Source organism: Dactylosporangium sp. NPDC051484, assembly GCF_040689395.1.
Classification (GTDB): domain Bacteria; phylum Actinomycetota; class Actinomycetes; order Mycobacteriales; family Micromonosporaceae; genus Dactylosporangium.
On record NZ_JBFAZX010000001.1, the window covers coordinates 325484 to 351360 of the forward strand.

27 protein-coding genes are annotated in these 25877 nt (G+C 70.7%); 17 read left to right on the forward strand and 10 right to left on the reverse strand.

Annotated elements, in window-relative coordinates:
- Positions 1 to 24: 24 nt before the first annotated feature.
- Complete coding sequence (locus AB0367_RS01595; RefSeq protein WP_366224213.1) at positions 25 to 1674, reverse strand: glycosyl hydrolase family 18 protein; 1650 nt, start codon at positions 1672 to 1674, stop codon at positions 25 to 27.
- Between the two features lie 135 nt (positions 1675 to 1809).
- Between AB0367_RS01595 and AB0367_RS01600 the strand changes: the two genes are divergently transcribed.
- Complete coding sequence (locus AB0367_RS01600) at positions 1810 to 2448, forward strand: HAD family hydrolase (RefSeq protein ID WP_366224640.1); 639 nt, start codon at positions 1810 to 1812, stop codon at positions 2446 to 2448.
- Between the two features lie 69 nt (positions 2449 to 2517).
- Positions 2518 to 2916 carry a cold-shock protein gene (locus tag AB0367_RS01605; protein WP_366224214.1) on the forward strand — a complete coding sequence of 133 codons (399 nt, stop codon included), beginning with the start codon at positions 2518 to 2520 and terminating at the stop codon, positions 2914 to 2916.
- A 106-nt stretch (positions 2917 to 3022) separates the two neighbouring features.
- Here AB0367_RS01605 and AB0367_RS01610 read toward each other — a convergent pair whose 3' ends face one another.
- From AB0367_RS01610 to AB0367_RS01620, 3 genes are all read right to left on the reverse strand, one after another.
- Positions 3023 to 3841, reverse strand: coding sequence for a 1,4-dihydroxy-6-naphthoate synthase (locus AB0367_RS01610; RefSeq protein ID WP_366224215.1), 819 nt, complete (start codon positions 3839 to 3841; stop codon positions 3023 to 3025).
- A 270-nt stretch (positions 3842 to 4111) separates the two neighbouring features.
- Positions 4112 to 4804 (reverse strand): futalosine hydrolase, encoded by a 693-nt coding sequence (locus tag AB0367_RS01615; RefSeq protein ID WP_366224216.1) that lies wholly within the window; start codon positions 4802 to 4804, stop codon positions 4112 to 4114.
- A complete protein-coding gene (locus AB0367_RS01620; RefSeq protein ID WP_366224641.1) occupies positions 4801 to 6528 on the reverse strand; it encodes an MFS transporter in 1728 nt (575 codons plus the stop codon). Before AB0367_RS01620 ends, AB0367_RS01615 begins: the two co-directional genes overlap by 4 nt.
- Positions 6529 to 6629: 101 nt before the next feature.
- Between AB0367_RS01620 and AB0367_RS01625 the strand changes: the two genes are divergently transcribed.
- Positions 6630 to 7481 (forward strand): DUF3027 domain-containing protein, encoded by an 852-nt coding sequence (locus AB0367_RS01625; RefSeq protein WP_366224217.1) that lies wholly within the window; start codon positions 6630 to 6632, stop codon positions 7479 to 7481.
- Positions 7468 to 8163: a DUF6597 domain-containing transcriptional factor gene (locus AB0367_RS01630; RefSeq protein WP_366224218.1), complete on the forward strand. Its 696-nt coding sequence runs from the start codon at positions 7468 to 7470 to the stop codon at positions 8161 to 8163. The genes AB0367_RS01625 and AB0367_RS01630 overlap by 14 nt, the downstream gene beginning before the upstream one ends.
- Positions 8164 to 8212: 49 nt before the next feature.
- Here AB0367_RS01630 and AB0367_RS01635 read toward each other — a convergent pair whose 3' ends face one another.
- Both AB0367_RS01635 and AB0367_RS01640 read right to left on the reverse strand, forming a co-directional pair.
- The gene (locus tag AB0367_RS01635; RefSeq protein WP_366224219.1) at positions 8213 to 8605 is read right to left on the reverse strand and encodes a VOC family protein; all 393 of its coding nucleotides are present in this window, start codon (positions 8603 to 8605) and stop codon (positions 8213 to 8215) included.
- A 10-nt stretch (positions 8606 to 8615) separates the two neighbouring features.
- The gene (locus AB0367_RS01640; RefSeq protein WP_366224220.1) at positions 8616 to 8897 is read right to left on the reverse strand and encodes a DUF2530 domain-containing protein; all 282 of its coding nucleotides are present in this window, start codon (positions 8895 to 8897) and stop codon (positions 8616 to 8618) included.
- A gap of 90 nt (positions 8898 to 8987) precedes the next feature.
- Here AB0367_RS01640 and AB0367_RS01645 point away from each other — a divergent pair, with 90 nt between their 5' ends.
- The 4 genes from AB0367_RS01645 (at position 8988) to thpR (ending at position 12466) form a co-directional block, all read left to right on the forward strand.
- Entirely contained in the window at positions 8988 to 9428 is a 441-nt protein-coding gene (locus tag AB0367_RS01645; protein ID WP_366224642.1) for a MarR family transcriptional regulator, read from the forward strand.
- A complete protein-coding gene (locus AB0367_RS01650; RefSeq protein ID WP_366224221.1) occupies positions 9425 to 10732 on the forward strand; it encodes an MFS transporter in 1308 nt (435 codons plus the stop codon). Before AB0367_RS01645 ends, AB0367_RS01650 begins: the two co-directional genes overlap by 4 nt.
- Positions 10733 to 10765: 33 nt before the next feature.
- Entirely contained in the window at positions 10766 to 11563 is a 798-nt protein-coding gene (locus tag AB0367_RS01655) for a maleylpyruvate isomerase family mycothiol-dependent enzyme (protein WP_366224222.1), read from the forward strand.
- A gap of 369 nt (positions 11564 to 11932) precedes the next feature.
- Entirely contained in the window at positions 11933 to 12466 is a 534-nt protein-coding gene (thpR, locus tag AB0367_RS01660; RefSeq protein WP_366224223.1) for an RNA 2',3'-cyclic phosphodiesterase, read from the forward strand.
- Between the two features lie 75 nt (positions 12467 to 12541).
- On the opposite strand, the gene AB0367_RS01665 is transcribed toward thpR, so the two are convergent.
- The 4 genes from AB0367_RS01665 to AB0367_RS01680 form a co-directional block, all read right to left on the reverse strand.
- A complete protein-coding gene (locus AB0367_RS01665; RefSeq protein WP_366224224.1) occupies positions 12542 to 13528 on the reverse strand; it encodes an aldo/keto reductase in 987 nt (328 codons plus the stop codon).
- A 35-nt stretch (positions 13529 to 13563) separates the two neighbouring features.
- Complete coding sequence (gene sepH / locus AB0367_RS01670) at positions 13564 to 14643, reverse strand: septation protein SepH (RefSeq protein WP_366224225.1); 1080 nt, start codon at positions 14641 to 14643, stop codon at positions 13564 to 13566.
- Positions 14644 to 14760: 117 nt separating this feature from the next.
- The gene (gene serC / locus AB0367_RS01675) at positions 14761 to 15879 is read right to left on the reverse strand and encodes a phosphoserine transaminase (protein ID WP_366224226.1); all 1119 of its coding nucleotides are present in this window, start codon (positions 15877 to 15879) and stop codon (positions 14761 to 14763) included.
- Positions 15880 to 15987: 108 nt separating this feature from the next.
- Positions 15988 to 17094 (reverse strand): citrate synthase 2, encoded by a 1107-nt coding sequence (locus AB0367_RS01680; protein WP_366224227.1) that lies wholly within the window; start codon positions 17092 to 17094, stop codon positions 15988 to 15990.
- Positions 17095 to 17275: 181 nt separating this feature from the next.
- Between AB0367_RS01680 and pdxH the strand changes: the two genes are divergently transcribed.
- The 9 genes from pdxH (at position 17276) to AB0367_RS01725 (ending at position 25833) form a co-directional block, all read left to right on the forward strand.
- The gene (gene pdxH, locus AB0367_RS01685; protein ID WP_366224643.1) at positions 17276 to 17881 is read left to right on the forward strand and encodes a pyridoxamine 5'-phosphate oxidase; all 606 of its coding nucleotides are present in this window, start codon (positions 17276 to 17278) and stop codon (positions 17879 to 17881) included.
- The gene (locus AB0367_RS01690; RefSeq protein ID WP_366224228.1) at positions 17878 to 19134 is read left to right on the forward strand and encodes an MFS transporter; all 1257 of its coding nucleotides are present in this window, start codon (positions 17878 to 17880) and stop codon (positions 19132 to 19134) included. The genes pdxH and AB0367_RS01690 overlap by 4 nt, the downstream gene beginning before the upstream one ends.
- 16 nt (positions 19135 to 19150) lie before the next feature.
- Positions 19151 to 20080, forward strand: a complete 930-nt coding sequence (locus AB0367_RS01695; RefSeq protein ID WP_366224229.1) for an aldose 1-epimerase family protein — start codon at positions 19151 to 19153, stop codon at positions 20078 to 20080.
- A gap of 9 nt (positions 20081 to 20089) precedes the next feature.
- On the forward strand, positions 20090 to 20707 hold the full coding sequence (locus AB0367_RS01700; protein ID WP_366224230.1) for a nitroreductase family protein: 618 nt from the start codon (positions 20090 to 20092) through the stop codon (positions 20705 to 20707).
- Positions 20708 to 20763: 56 nt separating this feature from the next.
- The gene (locus tag AB0367_RS01705) at positions 20764 to 21054 is read left to right on the forward strand and encodes a type II toxin-antitoxin system VapB family antitoxin (RefSeq protein WP_190249067.1); all 291 of its coding nucleotides are present in this window, start codon (positions 20764 to 20766) and stop codon (positions 21052 to 21054) included.
- 16 nt (positions 21055 to 21070) lie between these two features.
- Entirely contained in the window at positions 21071 to 22240 is a 1170-nt protein-coding gene (locus tag AB0367_RS01710; protein WP_366224231.1) for an acyl-CoA dehydrogenase family protein, read from the forward strand.
- Between the two features lie 83 nt (positions 22241 to 22323).
- Positions 22324 to 23124 carry a DUF4230 domain-containing protein gene (locus tag AB0367_RS01715; protein ID WP_366224232.1) on the forward strand — a complete coding sequence of 267 codons (801 nt, stop codon included), beginning with the start codon at positions 22324 to 22326 and terminating at the stop codon, positions 23122 to 23124.
- A 162-nt stretch (positions 23125 to 23286) separates the two neighbouring features.
- On the forward strand, positions 23287 to 24615 hold the full coding sequence (locus AB0367_RS01720) for an ABC transporter ATP-binding protein (RefSeq protein ID WP_366224233.1): 1329 nt from the start codon (positions 23287 to 23289) through the stop codon (positions 24613 to 24615).
- 27 nt (positions 24616 to 24642) lie between these two features.
- Positions 24643 to 25833 carry a hypothetical protein gene (locus tag AB0367_RS01725; protein ID WP_366224234.1) on the forward strand — a complete coding sequence of 397 codons (1191 nt, stop codon included), beginning with the start codon at positions 24643 to 24645 and terminating at the stop codon, positions 25831 to 25833.
- Positions 25834 to 25877: the final 44 nt, after the last annotated feature.

A 25877-nucleotide genomic window follows, 5' to 3' on the forward strand; every position in this document is an offset into this window, starting at 1 on the left:
CGCCCTCGATGTGCTTACAGCGTGTTACTTGAGACCGTTGCTGACCGCGGTGAGCAGCTCGCCGTTGGCGGTGTCGCCGTTGAGCTCCCAGGCGAACGCGCCGCCGAGGCCCTGGGCCTTCGCGTAGGCCATCTTGCCGCTGAGGGTGGCCGGGGTGTCGTAGCTCCACCAGTTGTTGCCGCACTTCGCGTACGCCGTGCCGGCGATCGTGCCGGTGCTCGGGCACGTGTTCTTGAGGACCCTGTAGTCCTCGTTGCCCGCCTCGTACGTGCCGGTCGCCGCGCCGGTCGCCGCGCCGCCGGGCGCGTCCTGGGTGACGCCGGTCCAGCCGCGGCCGTAGAAGCCGACGCCCAGCAGGATCTTGTTGGACGGGATGCCCTTGCCCTTGAGCTTCTGGATGGCCGCGTCGGCGCAGAAGCCGGCGGTCGGGATGCCCGGGTAGCAGGTCAGCGGCGAGTGCGGGGCGGTCGGGCCCTGCGCGTTGAAGGAACCGAAGTAGTCGTACGTCATCGGCTGGATCCAGTCGAGGTACGAGATCGCACCCGCGTAGTCGGTGGCGTCGATCTTGCCACCGTTGGAGCCGTCGGCCGTGATGGCCGCGGTCACCAGCGCGTTGGAGCCGAACCTGGAGCGCAGCGCCGAGACGACGTTCTTGAACGCGTTCGGGCCGCTGGTGTCACACGACAGGCCACAGGCGTTCGGGTACTCCCAGTCGATGTCGATGCCGTCGAACACTCCGGCCCAGCGCGGGTCGTTGACCAGGTTGTAGCAGGAGTTCGCGAACGCGGTCGGGTTCTGCGCGGCCTGCGTGAAGCCGCTCGACCAGGTCCAGCCACCGAACGACCAGATGACCTTCAGGCCCGGGTGCCGCGCCTTGAGCTTCTTCAGCTGGTTGAAGTTGCCCCGCAGCGGCTGGTCCCAGGTGTCGGCGACGCCGTCGACCGAATCGGCCGTGGTGTACGCCTTGTCGTAGTCCGCGTAGCTGTCACCGATCGCGCACTGCCCGTTGGTGATGTTGCCGAACGCGTACTGGATGTGGGTCAGCTTCGACGCAGCGCCGCTCGTCTCGATGTTCTTCACGTGGTAGTTGCGGGCGTAGACGCCCCACTCGGTGAAGTACGCGACGACCTTCTTGTTCCCCGTGGGCGGGTTCGAGGTCGGGGGGTTGGAGGTCGGCGGCTTCGACGAAGGCGGGTTGGAGCTCGGCGGGTTGGAGCTCGGCGGGTTGGACGTCGGCGGCTTGCTGGTGCTCGGCGACGTCGTCGGCGTGCCGCCGCTACAGCTCACGCCGTTGATCTTGCAGTTGATCGGCGGCTTGGCGCCGGCGCCGTTCATGCCCCAGCTGAACGTGGCACCCGCGGCGAGCGTCGGGGACCAGGACTTGTTCGTGGCGACGTAGTGCTGACCCGTGCGGGTCACCTCAGCGTCCCAGAAGCTGGTGATCGAGCCGCCTGCGGGCAGGTCGAACTCGAGCGTCCACCCGTTGATCGTGCTCGCGGTGCCGTTGGTGATCTTGTAGCTGGCGCCCCAGCCCGAGCCCCAGTCCTGGTCGACCGTGAAGGTGGCGCTGAGGTTGCCGGCGGCGTTGGCGTTGGTGGTGACGACAGGGACGACGGCCGTGGCCGCCGCCAGCGCGGCGGCGACGATGAGGCCGTTGCGGACGGATCGTTTCATCGCGTCTCCTGGATGATCCCTTAGGAAACTTTCCTAAAAGTATCCGTGACGGTAGTGGTCGAGGTCTCACTTCGTCAATAGGTGATCAGCGCATCTCTCGATGGCGTACCCACTGTGACCTGGGCATCCTTAAAGGTGTCTCAACAACCGGTTGTCATTGGCTTTGATCTTGACATGACGCTCCTCGACACCAGGCGGGGAATCGCCGCGACCTGGCGGGCGCTTACGGAGCGTACCGGCGTCCACGTCGACGCCGACCTCGCGGCCAGTCGCCTGGGCCCGCCGCTGCGCCAGGAGATGTCCGAATGGTTCCCCTCCGAGCGGATCGAGGAGGCGGTCGGCATCTACCGCTCGCTCTATCCCGACCACGCGATCGCGCCCTCGAACGCTCTGCCAGGAGCGGAACAAGCTCTGGATGCGGTACGCCGGGTGCCCGCGCGAATCGCCGTCATCACCTCGAAGCTCGGGCGACTCGCCGAGCTGCATCTCGCCCATCTGGGCATTTCGGTCGACAAGGTGTACGGCGACGTATTCCACGCCGGAAAGGCCCAGGTCCTGCAGGACATTGGCGCTGCCCTCTACGTCGGCGATCACGTGGCCGACATGCAGGCCGCGGCCCTGGCCGGCATCCCGGCCTTCGGCGTCACCTCGGGCCCGTGCTCCGCGGAGGACCTCCGTGCCGCGGGCGCGACCGTCGTTTTCGAGGACCTGCGCCCGTTTCCGGCGTTTCTCAATGGCGTGATCTCGGTTGGCCGGGCCGTTTCCGGTGACTAGCCTTGGTGTGCAATCCCGGCGTGCCATTTACGGCCCCGGGACGGGTCCGACACTGGGGAGCAGGGCAGCGTGCCGACGGGTCGAGTGAAGTGGTACGACCAGGAGAAGGGTTTCGGGTTCCTCACCAGCGATGACGGGGGCGACGTCTTCGTGCACAAGGCGGCCCTGCCGTCCGGCGTGGGTGAGCTGAAGACCGGTCAGCGGGTCGAGTTCGGGGTGGTCGAGAGCCGCAAGGGCAGCCAGGCGCTGCAGGTGAAGCTGCTCGACGCGCCGCCGTCGGTGACCGAGGCCCGGGCGGTGGCGAGCCGGCGCGCGCCGGAGGAACTGCACGGCCTGATCGAGGACATGATCAAGGTGCTGGAGGCGAAGATCCAGCCCGACCTGCAACGCGGCCGCTTCCCGGACCGCAAGACGTCCCGCACGGTCGCCGAGGCCGTGCACCTGGTGGCCCGGGAGCTCGAGGTCTGACCTCGGCCCTGGTCGCCGCTCGCCTCATGCAGAAGGGCCCGCGCCGCCGGGCCCTTCTGTCGCGTGCGTGAAGACGCCGGCAGGTAACGGATCTCACACCCCCGATTTATGCCCCGACGAGCGGCGTAGCGGGAACCAGCCCTTCCGCCGCAGCCCGGTTCAGCAGCGCGTCGACCGCCGCGTGGCCGTCGGGCCCGAGCGAGGCCGTGAACTCGTTGACGTACAGCGCGATGTGCTGATCGACGACCGCCTGCTCCATCTCCTGCGCGTGCTCGAGCACGAACTCCCGGCTTGCGCGCGGGTTTTCCCAGGCCAGCCGCACCGACTCCTTGATCCAGGCGGTCGCCTGCTCGGGGTTGACCCGGTCCCGGTGCGCGAGGATCGCCCCCAGCGGGATCGGCAGCCCGGTGTCGTTCTCCCACCACTCCCCGAGATCGGCGAGCGCGTGCAGCCCATACCGCTGGTATGTGAACCGCGCCTCGTGAATCACCAGCCCGGCATCGTAGCGCCCGGCCGCGACCGCGGGCATGATCTCGGCGAAGGGCAGGATCTCGACGCTCGCCGGCGGGTCCCCGGCCGACCAGAGCCGCATCAGCAGATATGCGGTGGTCCGATCTCCCGGCACCGCCACGCTCTTGCCCCCGAGCGACTTGATCGACTGATCCTTGACCAGCACCAGCGGCCCGCACCCACGCCCGAGGGCTCCGCCGCACGGCAGCAGCGTGTATTTGTCCAGCAGCCATGGCAACGCCGCATAACTGACCTTGACGAGGTCGAATTCCCCGTTCAACGCCGCGGTGTTGGTGACGTCGACATCGGCGAAGGTCACGTCGAAGTCGGGCGCCCCGGACACCAGCCCGTGTGTGAGCGCGTGGAAGACGAAGGTGTCGTTCGGACACGGCGAGAAAGCGAGGGAAAGCGTCACAATCCGAATCTAGACCTTGCGGCCTGGCCCGCACTGCGAGTATGGAATCCCCCGGTGTGACCCTCGCGACTCTCCTGCCCATCGCCGCACGGACGCACGAACGCGGATCCAGCCGATAGTGAATCATCGTTGTCGCGCAGCTCACGAAACCCCGTTGGCGACCACGGAGCGCGACAAACCGGCCGTCACCACCGATGTCGGCCACGCTCGTTCCGGCTCGACCCGGACCCGCGTCGGCCTGCCCCAGCCCGTGGGGCCGACGCGCGGAGTTCAGTGGGCGCCGAGGGTGGCGAAGGCGTCCCGGAGCGTCGACAGGGCCTGCGGGATGCGCCACGCGGCGCGATCCCGGGGCCCCACGGCGTTGGAGATGGTGCGGATCTCGCCGAACGCGGTGGTCGGCCACAGGCGGGCCGCGGTGGCGACGCCGAAGCCCTCCATGGCCTCGGCCACCGCGTCCGGGTGGCGCGTCTCGACGAGCTCCTTCGCGCGGCCGGTCCCGGTCACCGTCGAGACCGTCAGCACCGGGCCGCCGACGGCCTCGGGGAGCGCCTGGCGCAGCATCCGCAGCAGCGCCGGGTCGGCATCGTGCCGCGACGCCCCGAAGCCGAGCTCGTCGACGCTCTGGAACCCGTCCGGGCCGTCGGCCCCCAGGTCGGCCGCGACCGACTCGGTGCCGACGACCAGGCCACCGATCTCCACCCGGCCCGCGAACCCGCCCGCGATCCCGGCGGACAGGACGACGTCGAACGGCGCTCCCCGCTGCACCGCGACGGTCAGCAACTGTGACGTCACCGCCGCCGCGGACGCCGGCCCGACGCCGCACGCGGCCACCACCACCGGCGCGCCGGCCTCAAGCGCGTCGGGCGCCTGCCCGTCGATGCCGAGCCCCGCGAGGACCGTGTTCTGTTCGATCTCGACCGCCGTCACGATCAACACCCGCCCGTATCCCAGCAACCGGCTCATCCCTCGTCCTCCAGCCGGGCCGTCGGGTCGGTGCCCGACGGCCGATACAGCGTGTATCCGGGCGGTGCCAGTGGCGACGTGCCGTCCTCCACGTCGACCGCGGGCATCTTGCGGGTCGCCGTCGGGGCGGCCGCCGGCGGCTCGTCCGTGTCCCGCCGGCGCCGCCACCCGAAGCGCTGCCGCCCGCTGTCCTCGCCCGGCGCGCCCTGGCCGGTCGCCGTCGTGGCCTCGGCGGGCCGGGGAACGGTGGTGGCCTCCGCGGCGGGCATCCGCGCGGTCGGCACCGCCCGTTCGCCGGAGCCGGCCCCGGGGCTCACGGTGGCCCCGGAGGTCGAGGCGTCCGCCGCGCCGGACCCGGCGGCGGGCATCGCGGCCGTCGTCGCGTCGGAAGCGGCCATGTTCGGCGGCGCCCCGCTCAGGCGCTCCTTGCGCAGGACCACGGCCGAATACAGCGCCCGGACCGCGCCCAGCGTCACGAACCCGGCGGCCACCAGCAGCCCCCACGATCCGCCGAACGGTATGAGCCCGACCGAGCCGCCCAACACCCACGCGATCATGAGCAGCGTCTCGGAGTGGGCGAACGCGCTCGCCCGCACCTGCTCGTCGATCCGCTCCTGGATCGAGGCGTCCACGGCGAGCTTGGCCAGACCGCTGGCGATGGCGGTGAGCAGGCAGAGCAGCGCCACGGCCCCGAGTGAGCCACGGTTGGCGGCGATGATGGCGACGAACGCGGCGAGCGCGATGCCGATCGCCTGGAGCAGCGCCGGGCGACGGATGCGCAGCCGGGTGCCGATCGCGGTGGCCAGGAACGAGCCGACCCCGAGCGCGGACGCCACCACCACGACCGCCGCCTGCTGGGAGAGCTGCCAGGCGGCGAGGCGGACCGGGAGCGTGCCCTCCTTGATGGCGAACGCGAGATACAACATCAGGAATCCATAGAGGCCCCGCAGCGTGGCGCTGCCGATCAGGGCGGCCACGACCACGCGCCCGCTGAGGACCTTCACGCCACGCCCGCCCAGCGGTCGCAGGATGCGCGGCATCGTCTCGGGCGGGTCGGAGTCGGCGCGCGGGGGCAGCCGCAGCGCGGTGACCATGCCGTAGAGGAAGACGAGGATCGACACGCGCAGCGGCCACTGCGGTCCGAACTGCCCGGTGAGCAGGCCGATGGGCAGCACGATGGCGCCCGCGAACGTGCCGAACACCGAGGCCCGGGCCCCGGCCTCGGACAGGCCCAGGCCGGGCGGCAGCACACGAGGCACGGCGGCGCTGCGGGCCACACCATAGGCGCGGGACAGCACGAGCATGCCGAACGCGGACGGATACAGCGCCCAGCCGGTGAGGTGCTCGGAGAGCATGAAGGCCAGGAACGCGCGCCCCAGCATCGTGACCGCCAGCGCGTATCGCCGGCCGTGACGGAATCGGTCGAGGACCGGCCCGACCACCGGCGCGAGCAGCACGAACGGCAGCATCGTCACGATCAGGTAGAGCGCCACGCGCCCGCGGGCCTCTCCGGCGGGCACCGAGAAGAAAATGGTCCCGGCGAGACCCAGCGCGACCAGGGTGTCTCCCGCGCAGGACGCGGCGTGCAGGTCGAGCAGGCGCAGCATGCCCGTCTCGCCGCCGGCTCCGCGCTCGCGCACACGCAGCAGGTTGCGCCCGAGGAACCGGCCCGCCCTGGTCGTGCCGGCGGCGGCGACCCGGGCCGCGCGCGCGGTGGTGACCATGGTCTGTGCCACTCCTCGAATCACCGACATGCCACCATCCTGAACCATCGGTACGACAGTTTTGAGGCACGCCGGGGCCACCGTGCTCGACGGGCGTGGCGATGAGGAAGAATGGTGGTGTGACTGCCTCGACTGCACCCGCGCGCGGAAGCGGCCGCGCCGCCAAGCTCGACCAGGTCCTGGCGGACGCCGTCGAGACGGCGCTGCGGGGGCTCGACGTGGTCGATCCCGATCACATCGGCGCGCATCTGGGCGTTGTTGCCGAGGGTGACCGGCTCGTCACGCACTTCTTCGAGTGCGGCCTGCCCGGCTATCGCGGCTGGCGTTGGGCCGTCACCGTCACGCGCATCCCGCGCAGCAGGCAGGTCACGATCTGCGAGTCGACGCTGCTGCCCGGCCCCGAAGCGCTGCGCGCACCCGAGTGGGTGCCCTGGCAGGAGCGTCTCCAGCCCGGCGACCTCGGCGTCGGCGACCTGCTGCCGACCCCGCCCGACGACCCGCGGCTCACGCCTGGGTATGTCCAGTCCGACGACCCCGCGGTCGAAGAGGCCAACTGGGAGCTCGGCCTCGGCCGCGCCCGCGTGATGTCGCGCGAGGGGCGCTCGGACGCGGCCCAGCGGTGGTATGACGGCGAACGTGGCCCCAACGCCGCGATCTCCGTCGCCGCCCCGTCGTCGGCGCGCTGCGGCTCGTGCGGGTTCTACCTGCAGCTCGCCGGATCGCTGCGGCAGTCGTTCGGCGTGTGCGGCAACGAGTATGCGCCCGACGACGCCCAGGTCGTCTCGGTCGACCACGGCTGCGGCGCGCACTCCGAGGTCCTGGTCGAGCAGGTTCAGGCGGTCGACGAGCTACCGACGGTCTTCGACGACAGTGAGGTCGAGAAGGTCGCCGTGAGCCACGCGCCGGGCTCGGTCGACGGCGATGAGCCGGCCGAACCCTATGGGCACGGCTGAGCCCGACTACACGGAGCGACCGTCCCGCATACCGGGCGCGGTCGTCTGGCGGAGGGGCGTGCGGGAGGCCGGCACGAGCCGTATCCTTCCCGATGGCTGCATGGACGTCATCCACTGCGATGGCGAGCTGTTCGTCGCGGGCCCGGACACGACCGCGCACCTCTCGTGGAGCCCTGCCGGCACGCGCTTCACAGCGGTCCGCTTTTCGCCAGGAACGGGCCCGGCCGTCCTCGGTGTGGCCGCCAGCGAGTTACGGGATCAGCGGGTCGCGCTTCAAGACCTCTGGCCCCGGCGGCGAGTCCGCCGGCTGACCGAGGCTCTCGACGACGCGCCCGACCGTGCGGCTTTGCTTGAGTCGGCCATGCTCTCGACGGACTTCGCCCCAGACCCGCTGGCGCCACACGTGCTCGCCCGCCTGCGCGCCGGAGAGTCTGTGGCGGGCATCGCCTCCGAGGTCGGCCTCAGCGAGCGTCAGCTGCACAGGAGGGGTCTGTTCCTGTATGGGTACGGCCTGAAGACCCTCTCCCGCATCCTGCGGCTGAACGGTGCGCTGGACCTGGCACGCCGCGGGATGGCGTTCGCGACGGTGGCCGCGACGGCGGGCTACGCCGACCAGGCCCACCTCGCCCGCGAGGTGAAGGCTCTGGCCGGCGTCCCGATGGGCGAGTTGTTGATCGCCTGATGCGACCGTCCGGCCCCGCGCCGTGATCGCGAAGGGGTGAGCGGCCGGGCTACGACAGCACCGCGTACAGGTCGACGCCGTTGCCGTCCGGGTCGTGCACGACGGCGTACCGCATCCCCCAGAACGCGTCCCACGGGGCCTTGTGGCTGGCATAGCCGGCCGCGACCAGCTCGGCATGCACGCGGTCCACATCGGCCGGCGAGTCGCACTCGAAGGACAGCGCCACCCGCGCACCCCCGCTCGGCGGCGCCCAGCCGGGATCGAACGAGTGGATCGTCTCGACGGTGTCCCAGGCGATCTTCATGCCGCCGGGCAGCGCGTGCTCGACGTGGGGGTTCTTGTCCTCGGCCTCGGGCACGTCCAGGCCGAGCCGGCGGTAGAAGGCGAGCGAGCGCGGCATGTCGGCGACGACGATGCCGATGACGTTGAGTCGAAGTGCCATGTGCCCCACGTTAGGGGGCGGCGGGGCTGTCCGTCTTGAACGAATCGGACGCCGCCCCGGCCCGGCGCCGCCGCCGGTTTCGGTCGTGCACGACCATCGTGAGCAGGCCGGGGATGCCCCACAGGGCGCCCGCGATCGCGATGTCGAGCCAGTTGCCGTGGCCGGCCTTCGCGAGCTCGTCGCGGAACGGCAGCATGATCAGCGCGGCGACGATCCACAGCGCGATGCCCACGACGGCGAACGGCACCATTGGCGGGTCGAGCGGCTTGGGCGGCGTGGGCACGCCGATCACGGTACCTGGCCCGCGCCGCCCGCCGCAGGCCCCCGGGTGATCGACAGCACAGGTCGTTAGCCATGCTCATTAGGTAGGCTAACTAATGTGATGGTTCGCGTACCGAAAATCGCGGCCGCCCAGCTCGCGGCGGCGCTGCGGGACAGCATCACCCGCCTGAACCGGCGCCTGCGCCAGGCTAGGCCCGTGGGTGATCTCACAATCACCCAGCTGTCCGCGCTGACGAGCCTCGAGCTCGGCGGCGCGCTGACGCCGCGCGAGCTCGCCGAGATCGAACGCGTGCAACCGCCGACCCTCACCAAGATCGTCGCGAAGCTGGAGGACCGCGGTCTCGTCCAGCGCTCGCCGCATCCGACCGACGGCCGGCAGGTCCTCCTCGCCGCCAGCGAGTCGGGTCGCGCGGTCCTCGCGGAGCACCGCCGCACCCGCGACGAGTGGCTCGCCAAGCAGCTCATGGCCCTCACACCGGAGGAGCGTGAGGTGCTCACCAAGGCCGCCGAGATTCTGGGGAGGATCGGACGCAGCGCATGAGCGGTACCACGTTCGGCTCATTGAAGGTTTACAACTATCGACTGTTCACCATCGGCCAGCTCGTCAAGCTCCTCGGCACGTGGATGCTGTTCACCGGGCAGGACTGGCTGGTCCTGCAATTGTCGGGCAACTCGGCGTCCGCACTGGGCATCGTGACAGCCCTGCAGTTCACACCGGTGCTGTTCCTTTCGCTGTACGGCGGGCAGCTGGCCGACCGATTCGACAAGCGGCACCTCCTGTTGCTGGCGAACGTGGCCTCGGCGCTGGTGGCGATCCTGCTGGGCGCCCTGGTGCTCACCGGAGTGGTCACCCTCTGGTGGGTCTTCGTCACCGCCGCCCTCTTCGGCATGATCAGTGCCATCGAGACCCCGGTGCGCCAGTCGTTCGTCTCCGAACTGGTCGCCAAGGAGCTGCTGCCCAACGCGCTGTCGCTCTCGTCCGCGACGTTCAACGCCGCCCGCATCGTCGGCCCCGCGGTCGCCGGCCTCGTGATCGCCGCCCTGCACGACAAGACGGGTCCCATCTTCCTGCTCACCGCGCTGCTGTGCGTCGCGCCGCTGATCTGCCTGGCCCGCATGCGCACCGCTGAGCTGTTCCGCGCCGAGCGCGTCGCGGTCGCGGCGAGCGAGGCCCGCACGATCGACGGCCTGCGGTATGTCTGGCGCCGTCCCGACCTGAGCCTGACCATCCTGCTGGTGCTGATCGTCGGCCTGTTCGGGTTCAACTTCCAGCTGACCCTGGCCGTGCTGGCCAAGGTCGAGTTCCGGGTCGACGCGAAGTACTTCGGCATGCTCTCCACCGCCATCGCGCTCGGCGCCCTGGCCGGCGCGCTGGCCAGCTCGCGCCGCCGCAGCCGCCCGTCGGTGTACCTGGTGCTCGCCACGGCCATCCTGTTCGCCGGCTTCGAGACGCTGGTCGGCTTCGCCCCGTCGTTCGCGATCGCGCTGATCCTGCTCGTGCCGACCGGCTTCTTCATGATCTACTTCGCCCAGGCGGCGAACCAGCGCGTCCAGCTCGGCGTCGACGCAGCGTTCCGGGGCCGCGTGATGGCTCTGTACATCCTGGTGTTCCTCGGCAGCACCCCAATCGGTGCGCTGATCATCGGCTGGTGCGCCGAGCGATACGGACCCCGTTCGGGCCTTTGGGCCGGCGGACTGGTGTCGCTGATCGCCACCGTCGCCCTGGGCGTGCTCCAGCTGCGCCGGGCCGGCGGCCGCATTCACGTCGGCCTCCGCCCCCGCCCACACGTGCGGGTGCACGAGCGCACCGGGGGTGTTCCGGCGGTACGTCCGGCGGTGCGCTGATTTTTGTCGTACCCGTGTGATTGAGTCACGGGCATGGAGCGATCGCGTCTGCTGCAGTGCCTGGCCGCCGACTACATGCGCCTGCGTGATGTCGCCGGCACGGGCCTCACCACCCCGGTGCCCAGCTGCCCTGGCTGGACCGTGACCGACCTCGTCAGGCACGTCGGTCAGGTCTATCTGCACAAGGCCATGGTCATGCGAACGGGCTCGTGGCCCGCTGCCTGGCCCCCGCCGGAAACGGAGACGGAGCACCCGATCGCCCTGCTCGACCGGGCCTACGGCGCGCTCACCCACGAGTTCTCCCGTCGCGGCGACACGGACCCGGCCCTCACCTGGCATGCCCCGGACCAGACGGTCAAGTTCTGGATCCGCCGCATGGCCCAGGAGTCGGTCATCCACCGCCTCGACGCCGAGCTGGCCCTGCACACCGAGTCCGACCCCATCCCCGACGACCTGGCGGTGGATGGCATTGACGAGGTGCTGCGCCTCTTCGTGGGCTACGGCTCCCACGCCTGGCACGAGGGTTTCACCGAGGCTCTGGCGTCGGCGAAGGGCCGCATGGTCCGAGTGCAGATCTCCCCGGGCGGCCCCGCCTGGCTGATCCGCACCGACCCCGACGGCGCCACGATCACCTCCGGAGCCACCCCGGCCGCCGCCGACCAGCCCGCCACTCCCGACGCATCGGTAACGGGCGATCCAGCCTCCCTGCTGCGGTGGCTATGGGCACGCGAATCTACCCCATTGACCGATGCGCACACATCGATCAATGTGGAGGGTGACGGGGAAGCCATCAAGGAACTTCGGGCCATGCTGGTCGCCTCGACGCAATAGCCGCCGCGACCCGGCCGGCCCCAGGACGGGTCGCGGCGACGATCGAGCCGCGTTCCGGCCCTGCCCCGGCCGCCGCGGTCACGGACGGCGGTGAGGCCGGGCAGGCGGCGGCGAGGGGGCGAAGCCTGCCCGGCCTCATCGCACCGCACTCGGCGCGATAGCCGCCGCACTCGTGTGAGCTTAGTCTCAGATGGTGGGCGTGCTGCACGGCCTGCTGGTGGTCGGCGTCATCGGGCTCATTGCCGTGGCGCCGTGCTTGATCTGTGCGTTGCTCCGTCCGCCGACGAGATGATCTCGCGGTCGGGGGAGGGACGCGGCGACAGGAACCGCCACACGAGGTATGGGGGCACGACGAGGTTGAGGGTGTTCATGGCGGCGTATCCGCCGCAGGACGTGCGGGAGCACTTCAAGAGCATGGTCGACGGGCTCGCCGTGGCGCGGCCGCGGGAGCGGTCCGTCCGGCTCGCGCCGCCCGAGCGGTGGCACCTCACCGTCGCGTTCATCGGAGACGTCGAGGACGAGACCGCGGCGGTCGAGGCGTTGGGTGAACTGGCCGGGACGGCAGCGCCGACCGTGCGGATCGCGGGCGGCAAGACGCTCGGGCGTGGGCAGTTCAGGCACCTCGTGGCGGAGCTGGAGAGCGACGACCTGACGCCGCTGGGCCTGGCCGTGCGGCAGGCGCTCAAACGGTGCCGGCTGCCGTTCGACCGGCGGCCTTGGCAGCCTCACCTGACGATCGCCCGGCCGGGGGTGATGCTGAGCAGGGAGGAGCTGGCCGGCGATCTGGCGATGCTGGCCGCATACCGTGGGCCGCGATGGCGCGTCGACGAGGTGCGGCTGATGCGCAGCCACCTCGGCCCCAAGCCCGAATACGACACGCTGGCGACGGTGACCCTGGCCTGACCGCCGAGGCATCGAGACCATCACGCGCTGGTGGGCGGCGCTGGCCGGGGCACGGCCAGCGCCGAACCCAACCGCCTACCAGGCCCAGGCCTCCGGGCCGGGGCCGCCCTTGCCGACCGGCGGGAAAAGCTCGTCGAGCCGGTCGAGGGTCTCCTTGTCGAGGGTGAGGCCGAGCGTGTCCAACGTGCTGTCCAGCTGCTCGATCGTGCGCGGGCCGATGATCGGGGCGGTCACGCCTTCCTGCGCCAGCAGCCAGGCCAGGGCCAGGTTTGCCGGGTCGGTGCCGAGCTCGGCGGCGAGCTTCTCGAACGCCTCCAGCGACGTGTGGTGCTTCTCCAGGTCCTCGGCGGCGCGGCCCTCGGCCGTGCGGCCCGCGCTGCCGGCGGCGAGCTTGGCCAGCGCGCCGCTGAGCAGGCCGCCGTGCAGCGGCGACCAGGGGATGACGCCCAGGCCGTACTGCCTCGCCGCGGGCAGCACCTCGAGCTCGACGGTGCGCGCCATGAGGTTGTAGATGCACTGCTCGGCGACGAGACCGAGGAAGTGGCGGGACTTCGCCGACTCCTGAGCGGCGGCGATGTGCCATCCGGCGAAGTTGGACGACCCGACGTACAACACCTTGCCCTGCGCGACGAGCACCTCCATCGCCTGCCAGATCTCCTCCCACGGCGTGGTGCGGGAGATGTGGTGCATCTGGTACAGGTCGATGTAGTCGGTCTGGAGGCGCTTCAGCGAGGCGTTGGCCTCGGCGATGATGTGCCGTGCGGAGAGACCCTGGCCGTTGGGCCACTCGTCCATCTTGCCGTAGACCTTGGTGGCGAGTACGACCTTGTCGCGGCGGCCGCCGCCCTGGGCGAACCAGCGGCCGATGATCTGCTCGGTGACACCCTCGCCCAGCTTCCAGCCGTAGACGTTGGCGGTGTCGAAGAAGTTGATGCCGTGCTCCAGTGCGCGGTCCATGATCGCGTAGCTGTCCGGCTCGGTGGTCTTCGGGCCGAAGTTCATGGTGCCCAGGCACAGCCGGCTGACGAGGAGGCCGGTCCGGCCGAGGTTGGTGTACTCCATGTACACCAACCTATCGCCGGGCGGAAATATCCCAGTTACGAGGTCTCACGGGCCGGTGCGCCGCCGAAGAGCACGTCATCCCAGCTCGGCAGGCGCTTGCGCGGCTTCTCCGTGGTGGCCGATGGCTGCTCGACCGTGGCGGCGGCCGACGCGGTGTTGCGCCGCGGCCGCAGCACCGCCAGCGACGGCACCGCCGGGATCTCCTTGCTCTGGTCGCTGTCCTCGTCGAACGGGGAGCGGCCGATCAGGGCGGCGGCGCCACGGGCCCGGTTGTCGTTCTTGACCGGTGGCGGGGTGACGACCGGCTCGTCGGACGAGTTGGCGCCGAGCGGGCGGTCCAGTGAGGCGAGCAGCGCGTCGCGGCCGGCCCGGATCGGGTCGTTGCCCAGCGTGCGGCCGCCGGGCCGGCGCTCCGGCGTCGCCGGGCGGATCGGCTCGTGGCCGCCGCTGCGCACCGCGTCGGGACGCAGGCCCAGGTCGCCGCGGCTGGTCTCACCGCGAGCCGGCAGCGGCCGCTCCGTCGCGGGCGGCTCCTGGCCGAGGATGCCGGGGCCGCGCTCGGTGCACAGATACTGCGCCATGTCGTCGTGCGGCGAGACCAGCTGGCGGGCCTTGTCCAGCTCCCAGACGGCCTGCGCGGTCGCCTTGCCGCTCGGCCAGGTCGCGGTGATCCGCCACGTGCCGTCCTCGCGCCGATACGCGTCCCAGGAGATCTTCTCGGTGTCGATGCCGTGCTGGCTGAGCCGGGTGTCGACGACCTCGGCCAGGGACGAGCCCTTCTCCGAGGTCCTCAGCCGGGTGCGCCGGGCGTGCTGGGCGAGCATCGCGCGCTCCTGCAGCACCGGGCCCGCATAGCGCAGGACCCGGTCGATGGGCACGCCAGCGACCCGCGCGACCTCCTCGGCCGACTCGCCGGAGCGGATGCGGGCCTGGATGTCGCGCGGCGCGAGCTGTGAGGAGCCGGTCTCGACGATGCTGGCCGGGTGGCTGTGGTCGGGGCGCAGCGCGCTATGGACGCGTTCGTCGATCGGCAGCGCCAGCAGCCGCCCGACCTCATCGGCAAGGACGAACGCCTGGCCGTCCTCCGAGAGGGCGACGAATCGCACAGGACGCATCGCGTGCCTCCGTCCCACCCACTTCAGGCGCCATCGGCCGACGCCTTGCGGTCACAGTACGGCAACCGTAGCTGGAAAGACGCACGCCGCGCCGACAGAAAACGGAAAAGGGCCAGATCAGAGCCGTTCGATGACGTAGTCGATGCAGACGGTCAGCGCCTCCACATCGGCCGGGTCGACGCCCGGGAACATGGCGATCCGCAGCTGGTTGCGGCCGAGCTTGCGATACGGCTCGGTGTCCACGATCCCGTTCGCGCGCAGCGCCTTCGCCAGAGCGGTCGCGTCGATCGAGGCGTCGAAGTCGATCGTGCCGACGACGTTGGAGCGCACCGCGAGGTCGGTGACGAAGGGCGTGGCCACGGCGGAGCGCTCGGCCCAGCCGTACAGGACGGATGCCGACTCCTCGCTGCGCTTGGCCGCGAACGACAGGCCGCCGCCGGCGAGCATCCAGTCCACCTGCTCGGCGGCCAGGAAGATCGTGGCCAGGGCCGGGGTGTTGTACGTCTGCTCCAGCCGCGAGTTGTCGATCGCCGTCTGCAGGTCGAAGAAGTCCGGGATGTAGCGCCCCGACTCCTTGATCTCCGCGACGCGCGCGATCGCGGCGGGCGACATGAGCGCGATCCACAGGCCGCCGTCGGAGCCGAAGCCCTTCTGGGGCGCGAAGTAGTACACGTCGGTCTGGCTGACGTCCACGGCGAGCCCGCCGGCCCCCGAGGTCGCGTCGGTCAGGTGCAGGGCGCCCTCGTCGGTACCGGCGAGCCGCTGGACCGGCACCGCTACGCCGGTCGAGGTCTCGTTGTGCGGCGAGCAGTACGCGTCGATGCCCTCCTCGGCGCGCAGGAACGCGCCGGTGCCGGGCTCGGCCTTGATCACGGTCGGCTCGCCGAGGAACGGCGCCTTCTTGGTGGCCGAGGCGAACTTGGCGCCGAACTCGCCGAAGCTGGCGAACTGCGCCCGGTCGCGGATCAGGCCGAAGACCGCGATTTCCCAGAACGCGGTGCTGCCGCCGTTGCCGAGCACGACCTCGTAGCCCTCGGGCAGGCTGAACAGCTCCGCCAGGCCGCGGCGCAGGCGGGCCACCTGGTCACGGACGGGCTTCTGCCGGTGGCTGGTGCCCAGCCACGTCTTCGCCAACCCGGCGAGCGCGTGCACCGATTCGGGCCGCACCTTGCTGGGGCCGGCACCGAAGCGCCCATCGGCGGGCTTGATCTCGTCGGGAATGCGGATTTCGGCCATGTGAGTACTCCGGGGTGCGGCGGGCGGGCGGGTACCCCGCGGATCCTGCCACCATCCGCGCCGCAACCCGATGAAAATTCGTCGGTGACGCGACGAGCGTCACACCGTCTACACGCCGTGCGGGATCCGGTCCCAGCCATCGACGTCCTGCGGCTTGCGCGGCCCCGGGCCGACGTACTTCGCGGACGGGCGGACCAGCCGGCCCAGCTGCTTCTGCTCCAGAATGTGCGCGCTCCACCCGGCCACGCGGGCGCAGGTGAACATTGAGGTGAACATGTGGGCTGGCACCTCGGCGAAGTCGAGGACCACGGCGGACCAGAACTCGACGTTGGTCGCCAGCACCCGGTCGGGCCGGCGGGCGTGCAGCTCCTCCAGGGCGGCCTTCTCCAGCGCCTCGGCGACCTCGAAGCGCGGCGCGTGGAGCTCCTTCGCGGTGCGCCGCAGCACGCGGGCCCGGGGGTCCTCCGCGCGATACACCCGGTGCCCGAAGCCCATCAGGCGCTCCCCGCGGTCGAGGACGTTCTTGACGTATCCCTCGGCGTCACCGCTGCGCTCGACGGCCTCGATCATGCCGAGCACGCGCGACGGTGCGCCGCCGTGCAGCGGGCCGGACAGGGCGCCGATGCCGGAGGAGATGCAGGCGGCCGCGTCGGCGCCGGTCGAGGCGACCACGCGGGTGGTGAACGTCGAGGCGTTCATGCCGTGCTCGGCGGCGGAGATGAAGTAGGCGTCGACGGCCTTGACGTGCCGGGGATCCGGCTCGCCCCGCCAGCGGCGCATGAACCGCTCGACGATGGTCTCGGCCTTGTCGATCTCCTTCTGCGGCACCGCGGGCAGCCCGAGGCCGCGAGCGGCCTGCGCGACGAAGGACAGTGCGGTGACGCTGACCCGGGCCAGGTCCTCGCGGGCCTGCGGGGTCTGAATGTCGAGCAGCTGGCCCAGGCCCCAGTACGGCGCGAGCATCGCCACGGCGGACTGGACGTCGACCCGGATGTCCCCGGAATGCACCGGCACCGGAAACGGCTCGGCCGGCGGCAGGCCCGGGCCGAACTTGCCGTCCACCAGGAGCGCCCATACGTTTCCGAACGACACCTGGCCGATGAGATCCTCGATGTCGACGCCGCGATAGCGCAGGGCGCCGCCTTCTTTGTCGGGCTCCGCGATTTCGGATTCGAAGGCGATGACGCCCTCGAGTCCCGGCTTGAAATCGGACATGACGCACTCCTGCTGAATCGGGGTGTCAACTCCCTTTTGACATCTTCACCCCTGGGCGTGGCGACTGCCGACTGAACGGAGGCTCAGATGTGTCCTGCATGACACATCTTCACGCATACGTGATCGTCGGAGGAAGGATGTGAGCGTGACACCCAGCACATCACCGCAAGATTTGTCGCGCATGCGCAAGGAGTACTCGGGCGAACTGACCGAGGACTCGATCGCCGACAACTGGCTCGATCAGTTCGCCGCCTGGTTCGCCGACGCCGTGGACGCCGGCCTGCCGGAGCCCAACGCGATGCTGCTGGCCACCGCCTCCGGTGACGGGCGGCCATCGGCCCGCACGGTGCTGCTCAAGGGGTACGACCGGCGGGGCTTCACCTTCTTCACCAACTACGAGTCGCGCAAGGGCAACGAACTCGCCGGCAATCCGCGCGCGACGCTCGTCTTCCCGTGGTACCACCTCCATCGCCAGGTCATCGTGAGCGGCGCGGTGGAGAAGGTCTCGCGCGCCGAGACGGAGGAGTACTTCGCCGTCCGGCCGCGCGGCGCCCAACTCGGCGCGTGGGCGAGCAGGCAGTCCACCGTGATCGGCTCGCGGGCGGACCTCGAGGGGTCGTGGGCGGAGGCGGAGCGGCGCTTCGGCGATGGGCCCATCGAGGCGCCGCCGCACTGGGGTGGGTTCCGGGTCGCGCCCGACGAGGTCGAGTTCTGGCAGGGCCGGGCGAGCCGGCTGCACGACCGGCTCCGCTTCAGCGGCGGCAAGCTCGAGCGGCTCGCACCATGACGGCCCTCGCGGATCAGGAGGGGGAGCAACGCGGCTGGCTGCGGCGGCACGCGATCGACATCCGGCCGCTGCGGCACGCGGCGTACCGCCGAGTCTTCGTCGGCAACGCCGTGTCGTTCTTCGGTGTGCAGTTCACGGCGGTCGCGGTGCCCGTGCAGGTCTACGCCATCACGAAGTCCGCGCTGTGGGTCGGGCTGTCCAGCTTCGTCGGCCTGGTGCCGCTGATCGTGTTCTCGATCTGGGGCGGCGCGATCGCCGACGCCTACGATCGGCGCCGGGTCCTGCTGGTCAGTTCCGCCCTGATGTGGCTGACGACGCTCGGGCTGCTGGTGCAGGCGGTGCTGCACCTGAACAACGCGTGGCTGATGCTGGTGCTCATCGCCGCCCAGTCGGCGGCCTTCGGCATCAACAGCCCGGTCCGCCAGGCGATCATCCCCGCGCTCGTGGGTGGCGAGGAGGTCGCGGCGGCCAACACGCTCGGCTTCACGGTGTCCAACGTGGCGGCGATCGGCGGGCCGGTCGGCGCCGGCGTCATCATCGCCGCGTTCGACTTCTCCGCCGCCTACGCCGTCGACGCCGTGCTGTTCACCGTCGTGCTCTGGGCCGCACTACGCCTGCCCGCCCTGCCGCCGACCGGCACCCGGGCCAGGGCGGGCCTGCGCGACATCCGCGACGGGCTGCGGTTTCTGGCCGGGCACAAGCTCATCCTGCTCACCTTCGCCATCGACATCGCGGCCATGGTGCTGGCGATGCCGAAGGCGTTGTTCCCCGTCGTCGCCGACGAGCGCTTCGGGCAGTCGTCGCTGGGCTGGCTGTACTCCTCCATCGCGATCGGCGCGGTGCTGGCCGGGGTGACCTCCGGGTGGATCGGGCGCGTGCACCGGCAGGGCATCGCGCTCGTGCTCGCGGTGGTCGGCTGGGGTCTCGCCGTCGCGCTGGCCGGCGCGGTGCCGTGGCTGTGGGCGTGCGTGGCTTTCATGGCGCTGGCCGGCGCCGCCGACATGATCAGTGGGGTGTACCGCCAGACGGTGCTCCTCAGCGCGCCTGACGAGATGCGCGGCCGTCTGCAGGGCGTCTTTTTCGCCGTGGTCGCCGGAGGTCCACGTCTGGGTGACCTTCGGGCCGGTTCCATGGCCGACGCGACGAGCGCGAGCTTCTCCTGGGTCAGCGGTGGGATCGCCGCGGCCGCCGTGGCAGTGCTCCTGGCGCTGGCATTTCCCGTACTCCTCCGCTACACCGACTCGACACACTGAGGATATTGTCGCGCCCATGGACACCGCCGCGCAGCTCTCACACACGCCCTCTGGTACACAGTGGACGATCCGCTCGGGCGGCCAGGAGGCCGTCATCGTCGAGGTGGGCGGGGGGGTGCGCGCCTTCACCTCCGACGGGCGAGACGTCGTCGCCGGATTCGCCGAGCACGAGCGCGCGGTCGGCTCCGGCGGGCAGGTGCTGGCGCCCTGGCCCAACCGCATCCGCGACGGGCGGTACGCGTTCGGTGGCGAGCACCTGCAGCTGCCGCTGACCGAGCCCGACCGGCACAACGCGATCCACGGCCTGGTGAACTGGGTGCGCTGGCACGTGGTCGACGCGACGCCCGACAGCGTGACCGTTGCCCACGATCTGGTATCGCGGCCGGGGTACCCGTGGCCGCTGCGACTGCAGACCACATGGTCGGTCAGCGCCGCCGGACTGCGCGCCGAGCACGTGGTCACCAACACGGGCGACAGCGCGGCGCCCTTCGGCCTCGGCACCCACCCGTATGTGCTGGTGCCCGGGGTGCCGGTGGACGAACTGACCCTGCGCGTGCCGGCCCGCAGCCGGCTGCTCGTCGACGCCCGCATGCTGCCGATCGGCGCGGCCCGGGTCGCCGGCAGCGAGTACGACTTCACCGAGGGGCGGCGCCTCGGTGCCACCGTCCTTGACACGGCCTTCGGCGAGGTGGACCCCGACGCCGAGGGCGGCTCGCAGGTCGACGTCACCGCGCCCGACGGCCGCGGCGTCACCGTCTGGGCCGACTCCTCCTTCACCTGGTGGCAGGTGTTCTCCTCCGACGCCCTGCCCGCCGACCGGCTGCGCAAGGCGCTCGCGATCGAGCCGATGACCTGTCCGCCCGACGCGTTCCGCTCCGGGCGCGACGTGGTGACCCTGGAGCCGGGTTCGAGCTGGCGGGGCGCGTGGGGGATCCGCGCGTTCTAGGCTTCACCTGTGGAACTCTCCGAGGTGATCCGCCGGCGGCGGATGGTGCGCAACTACGACCCCGACCGTCCGGTGCCGGCGGACACCGTCGAGCGGCTGCTCGGCTACGCCACACACGCCCCGTCGGCCGGCTTCTCCCAGGGCTGGGAGTTCCTGCTGCTGGACACCCGCAAGGATGTCGAGCGCTTCTGGGCGGCCACCACGCCCGAGGACAACCTGCCCTCGGGCTGGCTGGATGGGATGAGCCGGGCGCCGGTCGTCGTCGTGGCGCTCAGCCACCGCGACGCCTACCTCGACCGCTACGCCCAGCCGGACAAGGGCTGGACCGATCGTGACGAGGCCCGCTGGCCGGTGCCCTACTGGCACATCGACACCGGGATGGCGAGCCTGCTGGTCCTGCTGGGCGCGGTGGACGAAGGCCTCGGCGCGTGCTTCTTCGGCGTCACCCCGGACCGGATCCCGCACTTCCGCGCGGAGTTCGGCGTCCCAGAGGCGTACACGCCGATCGGCGCCATGACCATCGGCTACCGGGCCGCGGACAAGCGCTCACCGTCGCTCAAACGGGGCCGGCGGGAGTCGCCGAGCGTGACGCATCGGGGCAACTGGGGTAACCGAGCCGACTCGTGACACCTTTTCTGTCGCACCCAGTCGGTACCCTGGCACGGTCAGGGGGGTGAACGTTCATGATCTTCAAGGCGGTCCGCGATGGTCGGCCGTATCCGGAGCATGGGCTGACGTTGAAGCAATGGTCCGAGATCCCGCCGCGCCCGGTGCGGCTCGACCAGCTCATCACCACCAAACGCGAGTTGGCGCTCGACAAGCTGCTCGCCGAGGACTCGACCTTCTACGGCGACCTGTTCCCGCACGTCGTGCAGTGGGAGGGCGGCCTCTATCTCGAGGACGGCCTGCATCGCGCGCTGCGGGCCGCGCTGCAGCAGCGCACATCCATTCACGCTCGGGTCCTGCAGGCCTGATGCATATTGTGGGGGTGTGACGACACAGCGCCCCCTCGACCTGCTCGACCTCGACGGCCTGCACTCGCAGGAGGAACTGGCGATCCGCGCGGTGGTGCGCCGGGTCGTCGACGACCACGTCCGGCCCAACGTCGCCGAGTGGTATGAGCGCGGTGAGGTGCCGGTGCGCGAGCTGGCGAAGGAGCTCGCCGGCGTCGGCCTGCTCGGCATGCACCTGACCGGCTACGGGTGCGCCGGGGCGAGCGCCGTCGCCTACGGGCTGGCCTGCCTGGAGCTCGAGGCCGGCGACTCCGGGGTGCGCAGCCTCGTCTCGGTGCAGGGGTCGCTGGCGATGTACGCCATCTGGAAGTACGGATCCGACGAGCAGAAGGACGAGTGGCTGCCGCGGATGGCCGCGGGCGACGCGATCGGCTGCTTCGGGCTGACCGAGCCCGACCACGGCTCCGACCCCGCCTCCATGACCACCCGGGCGCGCCGCGACGGCGACGACTGGATCCTCAGCGGCGGCAAGATGTGGATCACCAATGCGCCGGTGGCCGACGTGGCCGTCGTGTGGGCGCGCACCGACGACGGGGTCTGTGGTTTCGCCGTACCGATGCGGACCCCCGGCGTGTCCGCGCGCGAGGTGCATCACAAGCTCTCGCTGCGGGCCTCCCGCACCGGGCAGATCTTCCTCGACGACGTGCGCCTGCCCGCCTCGGCGCGGCTGCCCCTCGCCCGGGGGCTGAAGGCGCCGCTGTCCTGTCTCACCGAGGCGCGGTACGGCATCGTCTGGGGCGCCCTCGGCGCGGCCCGCGACAGCCTGCACACCGCGCTGGACTACGCCGGCGCGCGGGAGCAGTTCGGCCGGCCGATCGCGGGCTTCCAGCTGACCCAGGCCAAGCTCGCCGACGCCGCGGTCGAACTGCAGAAGGGCTACCTGCTGGCGCTGCACCTCGGCAGGCTCGCCGACGCCGGGAAGCTGCGCCCCGAGCAGGTCAGCGTGGGCAAGCTCAACAACGTGCGGGAGGCCCTCGCGATCGCCCGGCAGTGCCGCACGATCCTCGGCGCCAACGGCATCAGCGCGCAGTATCCGGTCATGCGTCACTCCGCCAATCTTGAGACGGTGCTCACGTACGAGGGAACCTCGGAGATCCATCAGCTGGTCATCGGGCAGTGCCTCACGGGCATCGCCGCGTTTGCTTGAGATCGACTCGCGACTCTTTACTCGGCCCCTTACCGTGTGGGGGAGAAGATCCTCCCAGAGGAGTCGAAGCCCAGGAGTCGAACATGGCCGACAAGGAAGAGTCGACGACCTCCGAGTACCCCGAGGTCACGTCGAGTGCCGGCGCCTGGAACCCGCAGATAGGGGACCCCGTCGATCCGCGAGCGCAGCAGCGCAAGGCGCTGGAGCCGCGCGAGCCGATCGTCGTGCCGGTCAAGCCCGGTGGCGGCGCGATGCGCGGCCTCTTCTGGCTGGTCGCCACGATCGGGCTGGTCGTCGCGCTGGTGCTCGGCGCCAGGACGATCGGCCTCTTCCCCGGCCTGAAGAGCCCGTTCGCCGAGCAGCAGACCGACCGCAGCGGCCCGGCGCTGCTCAAGTCCGTGCAGGACCTCAGCCAGTTCGTCGCGGCCGAGGGCAACTTCCAGGTCATCGTCGATGTGCAGAAGGACCGCAAGTACATCCCGGACTTCCTGCTCAACGAGCGCATCCTGTTCGTCGCGGCCGGCTCCGTCGAGGTGTACGTCGACTTCGCGAGCATCGGCCAGGGCGCGGTGAAGGAGTCCGAGGACCGGCGTACCGCGGAGATCAGCCTGCCGTCGCCCCAGCTGCGGCCGGTCCGGATCGACAACGACCACAGCTACGTCTACTCGCAAGAGCGCGGAATCTTCAACCGTATCGGTGACGCGTTGAGTTCGGACCCGAATCGGATGCAGGAGGTCTACAAGCTCGCCGAGCAGAAGATCGGCGACGCCGCCAAGGATGCTGGCCTGCAGAAACGCGCCGAGGACAACACTCGCAAGATGCTCCAGCAGTTCCTCGCGGCCCTCGGCTACACATCGGTGACGGTGAACTTCCCGGCGCCCTGATCGTCAGTCTGAACTGCAGGTTCCCACAACAGTAGTTGCGCGGTAACGCCCCGAACACTGGTCATTTACCCGATGGACCAACTTGCGTGTGCCTCATCACAGTATTTGACTCGGGGTAACTGGCCGATCCGCGAATTGCTGACCTGGGGCGGAGGTGTGACGGTGGCTACCGTCGCGCTCAAAGATGTGATGAAGGTGTTTGCCGACGGCACCATCGCCGTCGACCGCATCAACCTGGACGTTGGACAGGGCGAGTTCATGGTGTTGCTCGGTCCGAGCGGCTGCGGCAAGTCGACGCTGCTGCGCATGGTGGCCGGCCTGGAGGACCCCACCTCCGGCGCCATCATCATGGACGGCGAGCTCGCCAACGACCTCCCGCCGCGCGAGCGCGGGGTCGCCATGGTCTTCCAGGACTTCGCCCTCTACCCGCACATGACGGTCGGCGAGAACATCGCCTTCCCACTGCGGCTGTCCGGGGTGGAGGCCGAGCCGCGCGCCGAGCAGGTCGCCGAGGTGGCCAGCGCGCTCGGCATCGGCGACGTGCTGGCCCGCAAGCCGGCGCAGCTGTCCGGTGGTCAGCGCCAGCGCGTCGCGATGGGGCGGGCCATCGTGCGCCGGCCGAAGCTCTTCCTCATGGACGAGCCACTGTCCAACCTGGACAGTGGCCTGCGCGCCGAGCTGCGCGCGGAGATCTCCGGGCTGGTCCGCGAGCTGGGCGTCACCACGATCTACGTCACCCACGACCAGGCCGAGGCGCTGACCATGGCCGACCGGGTCGCGATCATGCGCAAGGGCATCCTGCAGGACGTGGGAACGCCGACGCAGGTGTACGGCAGGCCGGCGACCCTCTACGTCGCGGCCTTCCTCGGCAGCCCGCGGATGAACCTGCTCGAGGCCGAGGTCTACGTCCACCTCGACCGCCACATCGCCCTGCACATGGGCGACCAGGTGCTGCACCTGCCGTGGAACGACCTGCGCTCGCGGCAGGTCGCCCACTTCCACGGCGAGCGCATCGTCATCGGGGTGCGTGCGGAGGCGTTGACCCCGGTGCCCGACTCCGCGACCGGCGACGTGCTGCGGGGTCGCATCCGATACCTCGAGCACCACGGCCATGAGTCGCTCGCGTTCCTCGACATCGGCGCGACCGCGGTGATCGTGGACGAGATCGGCAAGCCCCCGTCGGACGCGCCGATCAACGGCGGCGGCCTGCGTAAGTTCGTCAGCAAGCTCACCGGCCGCAGCGACGGTGCCGACGACATGGAGCTCGTCGGCGCCGGTGTCGCCGGCCGCGGCGGCCCGCGCCGCGCGTCCAACCGTGAGAGCGTCCTGAGCGACCCGGGCCGGCACCACCGCCGCCCGGCCGAGCTGGCGGTCCGGCTCGCGCCGTATCCGAATGTGACGCACGGTCACCCATTGACCGTCGCTGTGCGCATGGAAGCTCTGCACTTTTTCGACGAAAGGGGACAACGTATCGACGTGGGGTGGCGCTGAGTGACGCATGTCGCTTAGCCTGCGCCGATGGCAGCCTATGGCGAATCCGGATCCGGACTGCTCATCATCGAGCGCATCCTGCGTGATCGTGAGTCGATCTGGCGGCAGATCGGCGAGGAACGCGACCTCGGCAAGCTGACCAAGCAGATGCTCTACAGCTCCGTAGTAGCGCTGGCCTGCTATGGAGCTGTGCTTGGCGCGTCCCACAGCATCGCGCAGGCGGCCCTGTCGGCGGCGAAACTGCCGCTGCTGTTCCTCATGACGCTGGCGATCTGCCTGCCCACGCTGTATCTGTTCAACCTGGTCTTCGGTGCCCGCCTCCAGGTGAAGCAGGCATTGTCGCTGGTGATGGTCACGATCACGGTGACGTCGGTGCTGTCGCTGGCCTTCGCGCCGATCAGCCTGTTCTTCCTCATCACCGCGTTCAGCTACGACTTCTACAAGGTCCTCAACGTCGCGATCCTCACGATGACCGCCTTCGTCGGCCTGCGGTTCCTGACCAGTGGCATGCGCGCGCTGAACGAGCACACGGCCGCGCTGGCCGAGACGCGGCGACAGCAGCACGAGCGTGAGGAGCGCGCGGCCGCGGCCGCCGAGGCCGCGGCGCTGGCCGCGCTGTCCGCCCCGGCCGCCACTACCGCCACCGCCCCAGCCGCCACGGCCTCGGCCGCGGGCTCCACCGCCGCCGGCCCGGCTGCCGGCGATGGGGAGGCCGCCGAGGTCGAGCAGGCGTCGGGTGGCGATCCGGGGGCGGCGGTGCCCACGTCGCCCGCTCCGGCGCCGGGCGGTGCGCCCGTTGCCGCACCGGTCTCCGCGGTCCCCGTTTCCACCGTCCCGATCTCCGCGGTGCCGGCGACTGCCGGCGCGCCGAACGGGGTGGTCGCCACCCTCGTGGCGCCGCCGCACCCGCCCGCGATGCAGGGCCAGCCGCTGTTGATGCCCGACGGCCGGACCGTCTACCCGGTGGCGTATCCGCAGCCGGTGCCCATGATGCGGCCCCCGGCCCGGCCCGAGCCGCAGCCGGCGCCGGGGCAGCGGCCGGCGAGCATGACGCTGCTGAACGTGTGGATCCTGCTGTTCGGCTTCGTCGGCACCCAGCTGGCATGGACACTGCGCCCGTTCGTGGGCTCCCCGGGCGAGCCGTTCGAGATCTTCCGCAAGATCGAGGGAAACTTCTACGTCGAGGTGGTTCGCGCGATCGGCCGCCTGTTCACCTGACCGCCGTGCGCGCCGGGGAATCGGCGCTCCGGCCAGCGGCTACT

What these genes read in the sequence shown, in the direction of transcription:
- AB0367_RS01680 (WP_366224227.1), bottom strand. Translation starts at nt 17,094, where the DNA reads ATGTCCGATTTCAAGCCGGGACTCGAGGGCGTCATCGCCTTCGAATCC.
- AB0367_RS01695 (WP_366224229.1), top strand. Translation starts at nt 19,151, where the DNA reads ATGGACACCGCCGCGCAGCTCTCACACACGCCCTCTGGTACACAGTGG.
- AB0367_RS01620 (WP_366224641.1), bottom strand. Translation starts at nt 6,528, where the DNA reads ATGGTCACCACCGCGCGCGCGGCCCGGGTCGCCGCCGCCGGCACGACC.
- sepH (WP_366224225.1), bottom strand. Translation starts at nt 14,643, where the DNA reads ATGCGTCCTGTGCGATTCGTCGCCCTCTCGGAGGACGGCCAGGCGTTC.
- AB0367_RS01635 (WP_366224219.1), bottom strand. Translation starts at nt 8,605, where the DNA reads ATGGCACTTCGACTCAACGTCATCGGCATCGTCGTCGCCGACATGCCG.
- serC (WP_366224226.1), bottom strand. Translation starts at nt 15,879, where the DNA reads ATGGCCGAAATCCGCATTCCCGACGAGATCAAGCCCGCCGATGGGCGC.
- AB0367_RS01595 (WP_366224213.1), bottom strand. Translation starts at nt 1,674, where the DNA reads ATGAAACGATCCGTCCGCAACGGCCTCATCGTCGCCGCCGCGCTGGCG.
- AB0367_RS01690 (WP_366224228.1), top strand. Translation starts at nt 17,878, where the DNA reads ATGACGGCCCTCGCGGATCAGGAGGGGGAGCAACGCGGCTGGCTGCGG.
- AB0367_RS01650 (WP_366224221.1), top strand. Translation starts at nt 9,425, where the DNA reads ATGAGCGGTACCACGTTCGGCTCATTGAAGGTTTACAACTATCGACTG.
- thpR (WP_366224223.1), top strand. Translation starts at nt 11,933, where the DNA reads ATGGCGGCGTATCCGCCGCAGGACGTGCGGGAGCACTTCAAGAGCATG.
- AB0367_RS01715 (WP_366224232.1), top strand. Translation starts at nt 22,324, where the DNA reads ATGGCCGACAAGGAAGAGTCGACGACCTCCGAGTACCCCGAGGTCACG.
- AB0367_RS01615 (WP_366224216.1), bottom strand. Translation starts at nt 4,804, where the DNA reads ATGAGCCGGTTGCTGGGATACGGGCGGGTGTTGATCGTGACGGCGGTC.
- pdxH (WP_366224643.1), top strand. Translation starts at nt 17,276, where the DNA reads ATGCGCAAGGAGTACTCGGGCGAACTGACCGAGGACTCGATCGCCGAC.
- AB0367_RS01625 (WP_366224217.1), top strand. Translation starts at nt 6,630, where the DNA reads ATGAGGAAGAATGGTGGTGTGACTGCCTCGACTGCACCCGCGCGCGGA.
- AB0367_RS01630 (WP_366224218.1), top strand. Translation starts at nt 7,468, where the DNA reads ATGGGCACGGCTGAGCCCGACTACACGGAGCGACCGTCCCGCATACCG.
- AB0367_RS01705 (WP_190249067.1), top strand. Translation starts at nt 20,764, where the DNA reads ATGATCTTCAAGGCGGTCCGCGATGGTCGGCCGTATCCGGAGCATGGG.
- AB0367_RS01725 (WP_366224234.1), top strand. Translation starts at nt 24,643, where the DNA reads ATGGCAGCCTATGGCGAATCCGGATCCGGACTGCTCATCATCGAGCGC.
- AB0367_RS01655 (WP_366224222.1), top strand. Translation starts at nt 10,766, where the DNA reads ATGGAGCGATCGCGTCTGCTGCAGTGCCTGGCCGCCGACTACATGCGC.
- AB0367_RS01645 (WP_366224642.1), top strand. Translation starts at nt 8,988, where the DNA reads ATGGTTCGCGTACCGAAAATCGCGGCCGCCCAGCTCGCGGCGGCGCTG.
- AB0367_RS01665 (WP_366224224.1), bottom strand. Translation starts at nt 13,528, where the DNA reads ATGGAGTACACCAACCTCGGCCGGACCGGCCTCCTCGTCAGCCGGCTG.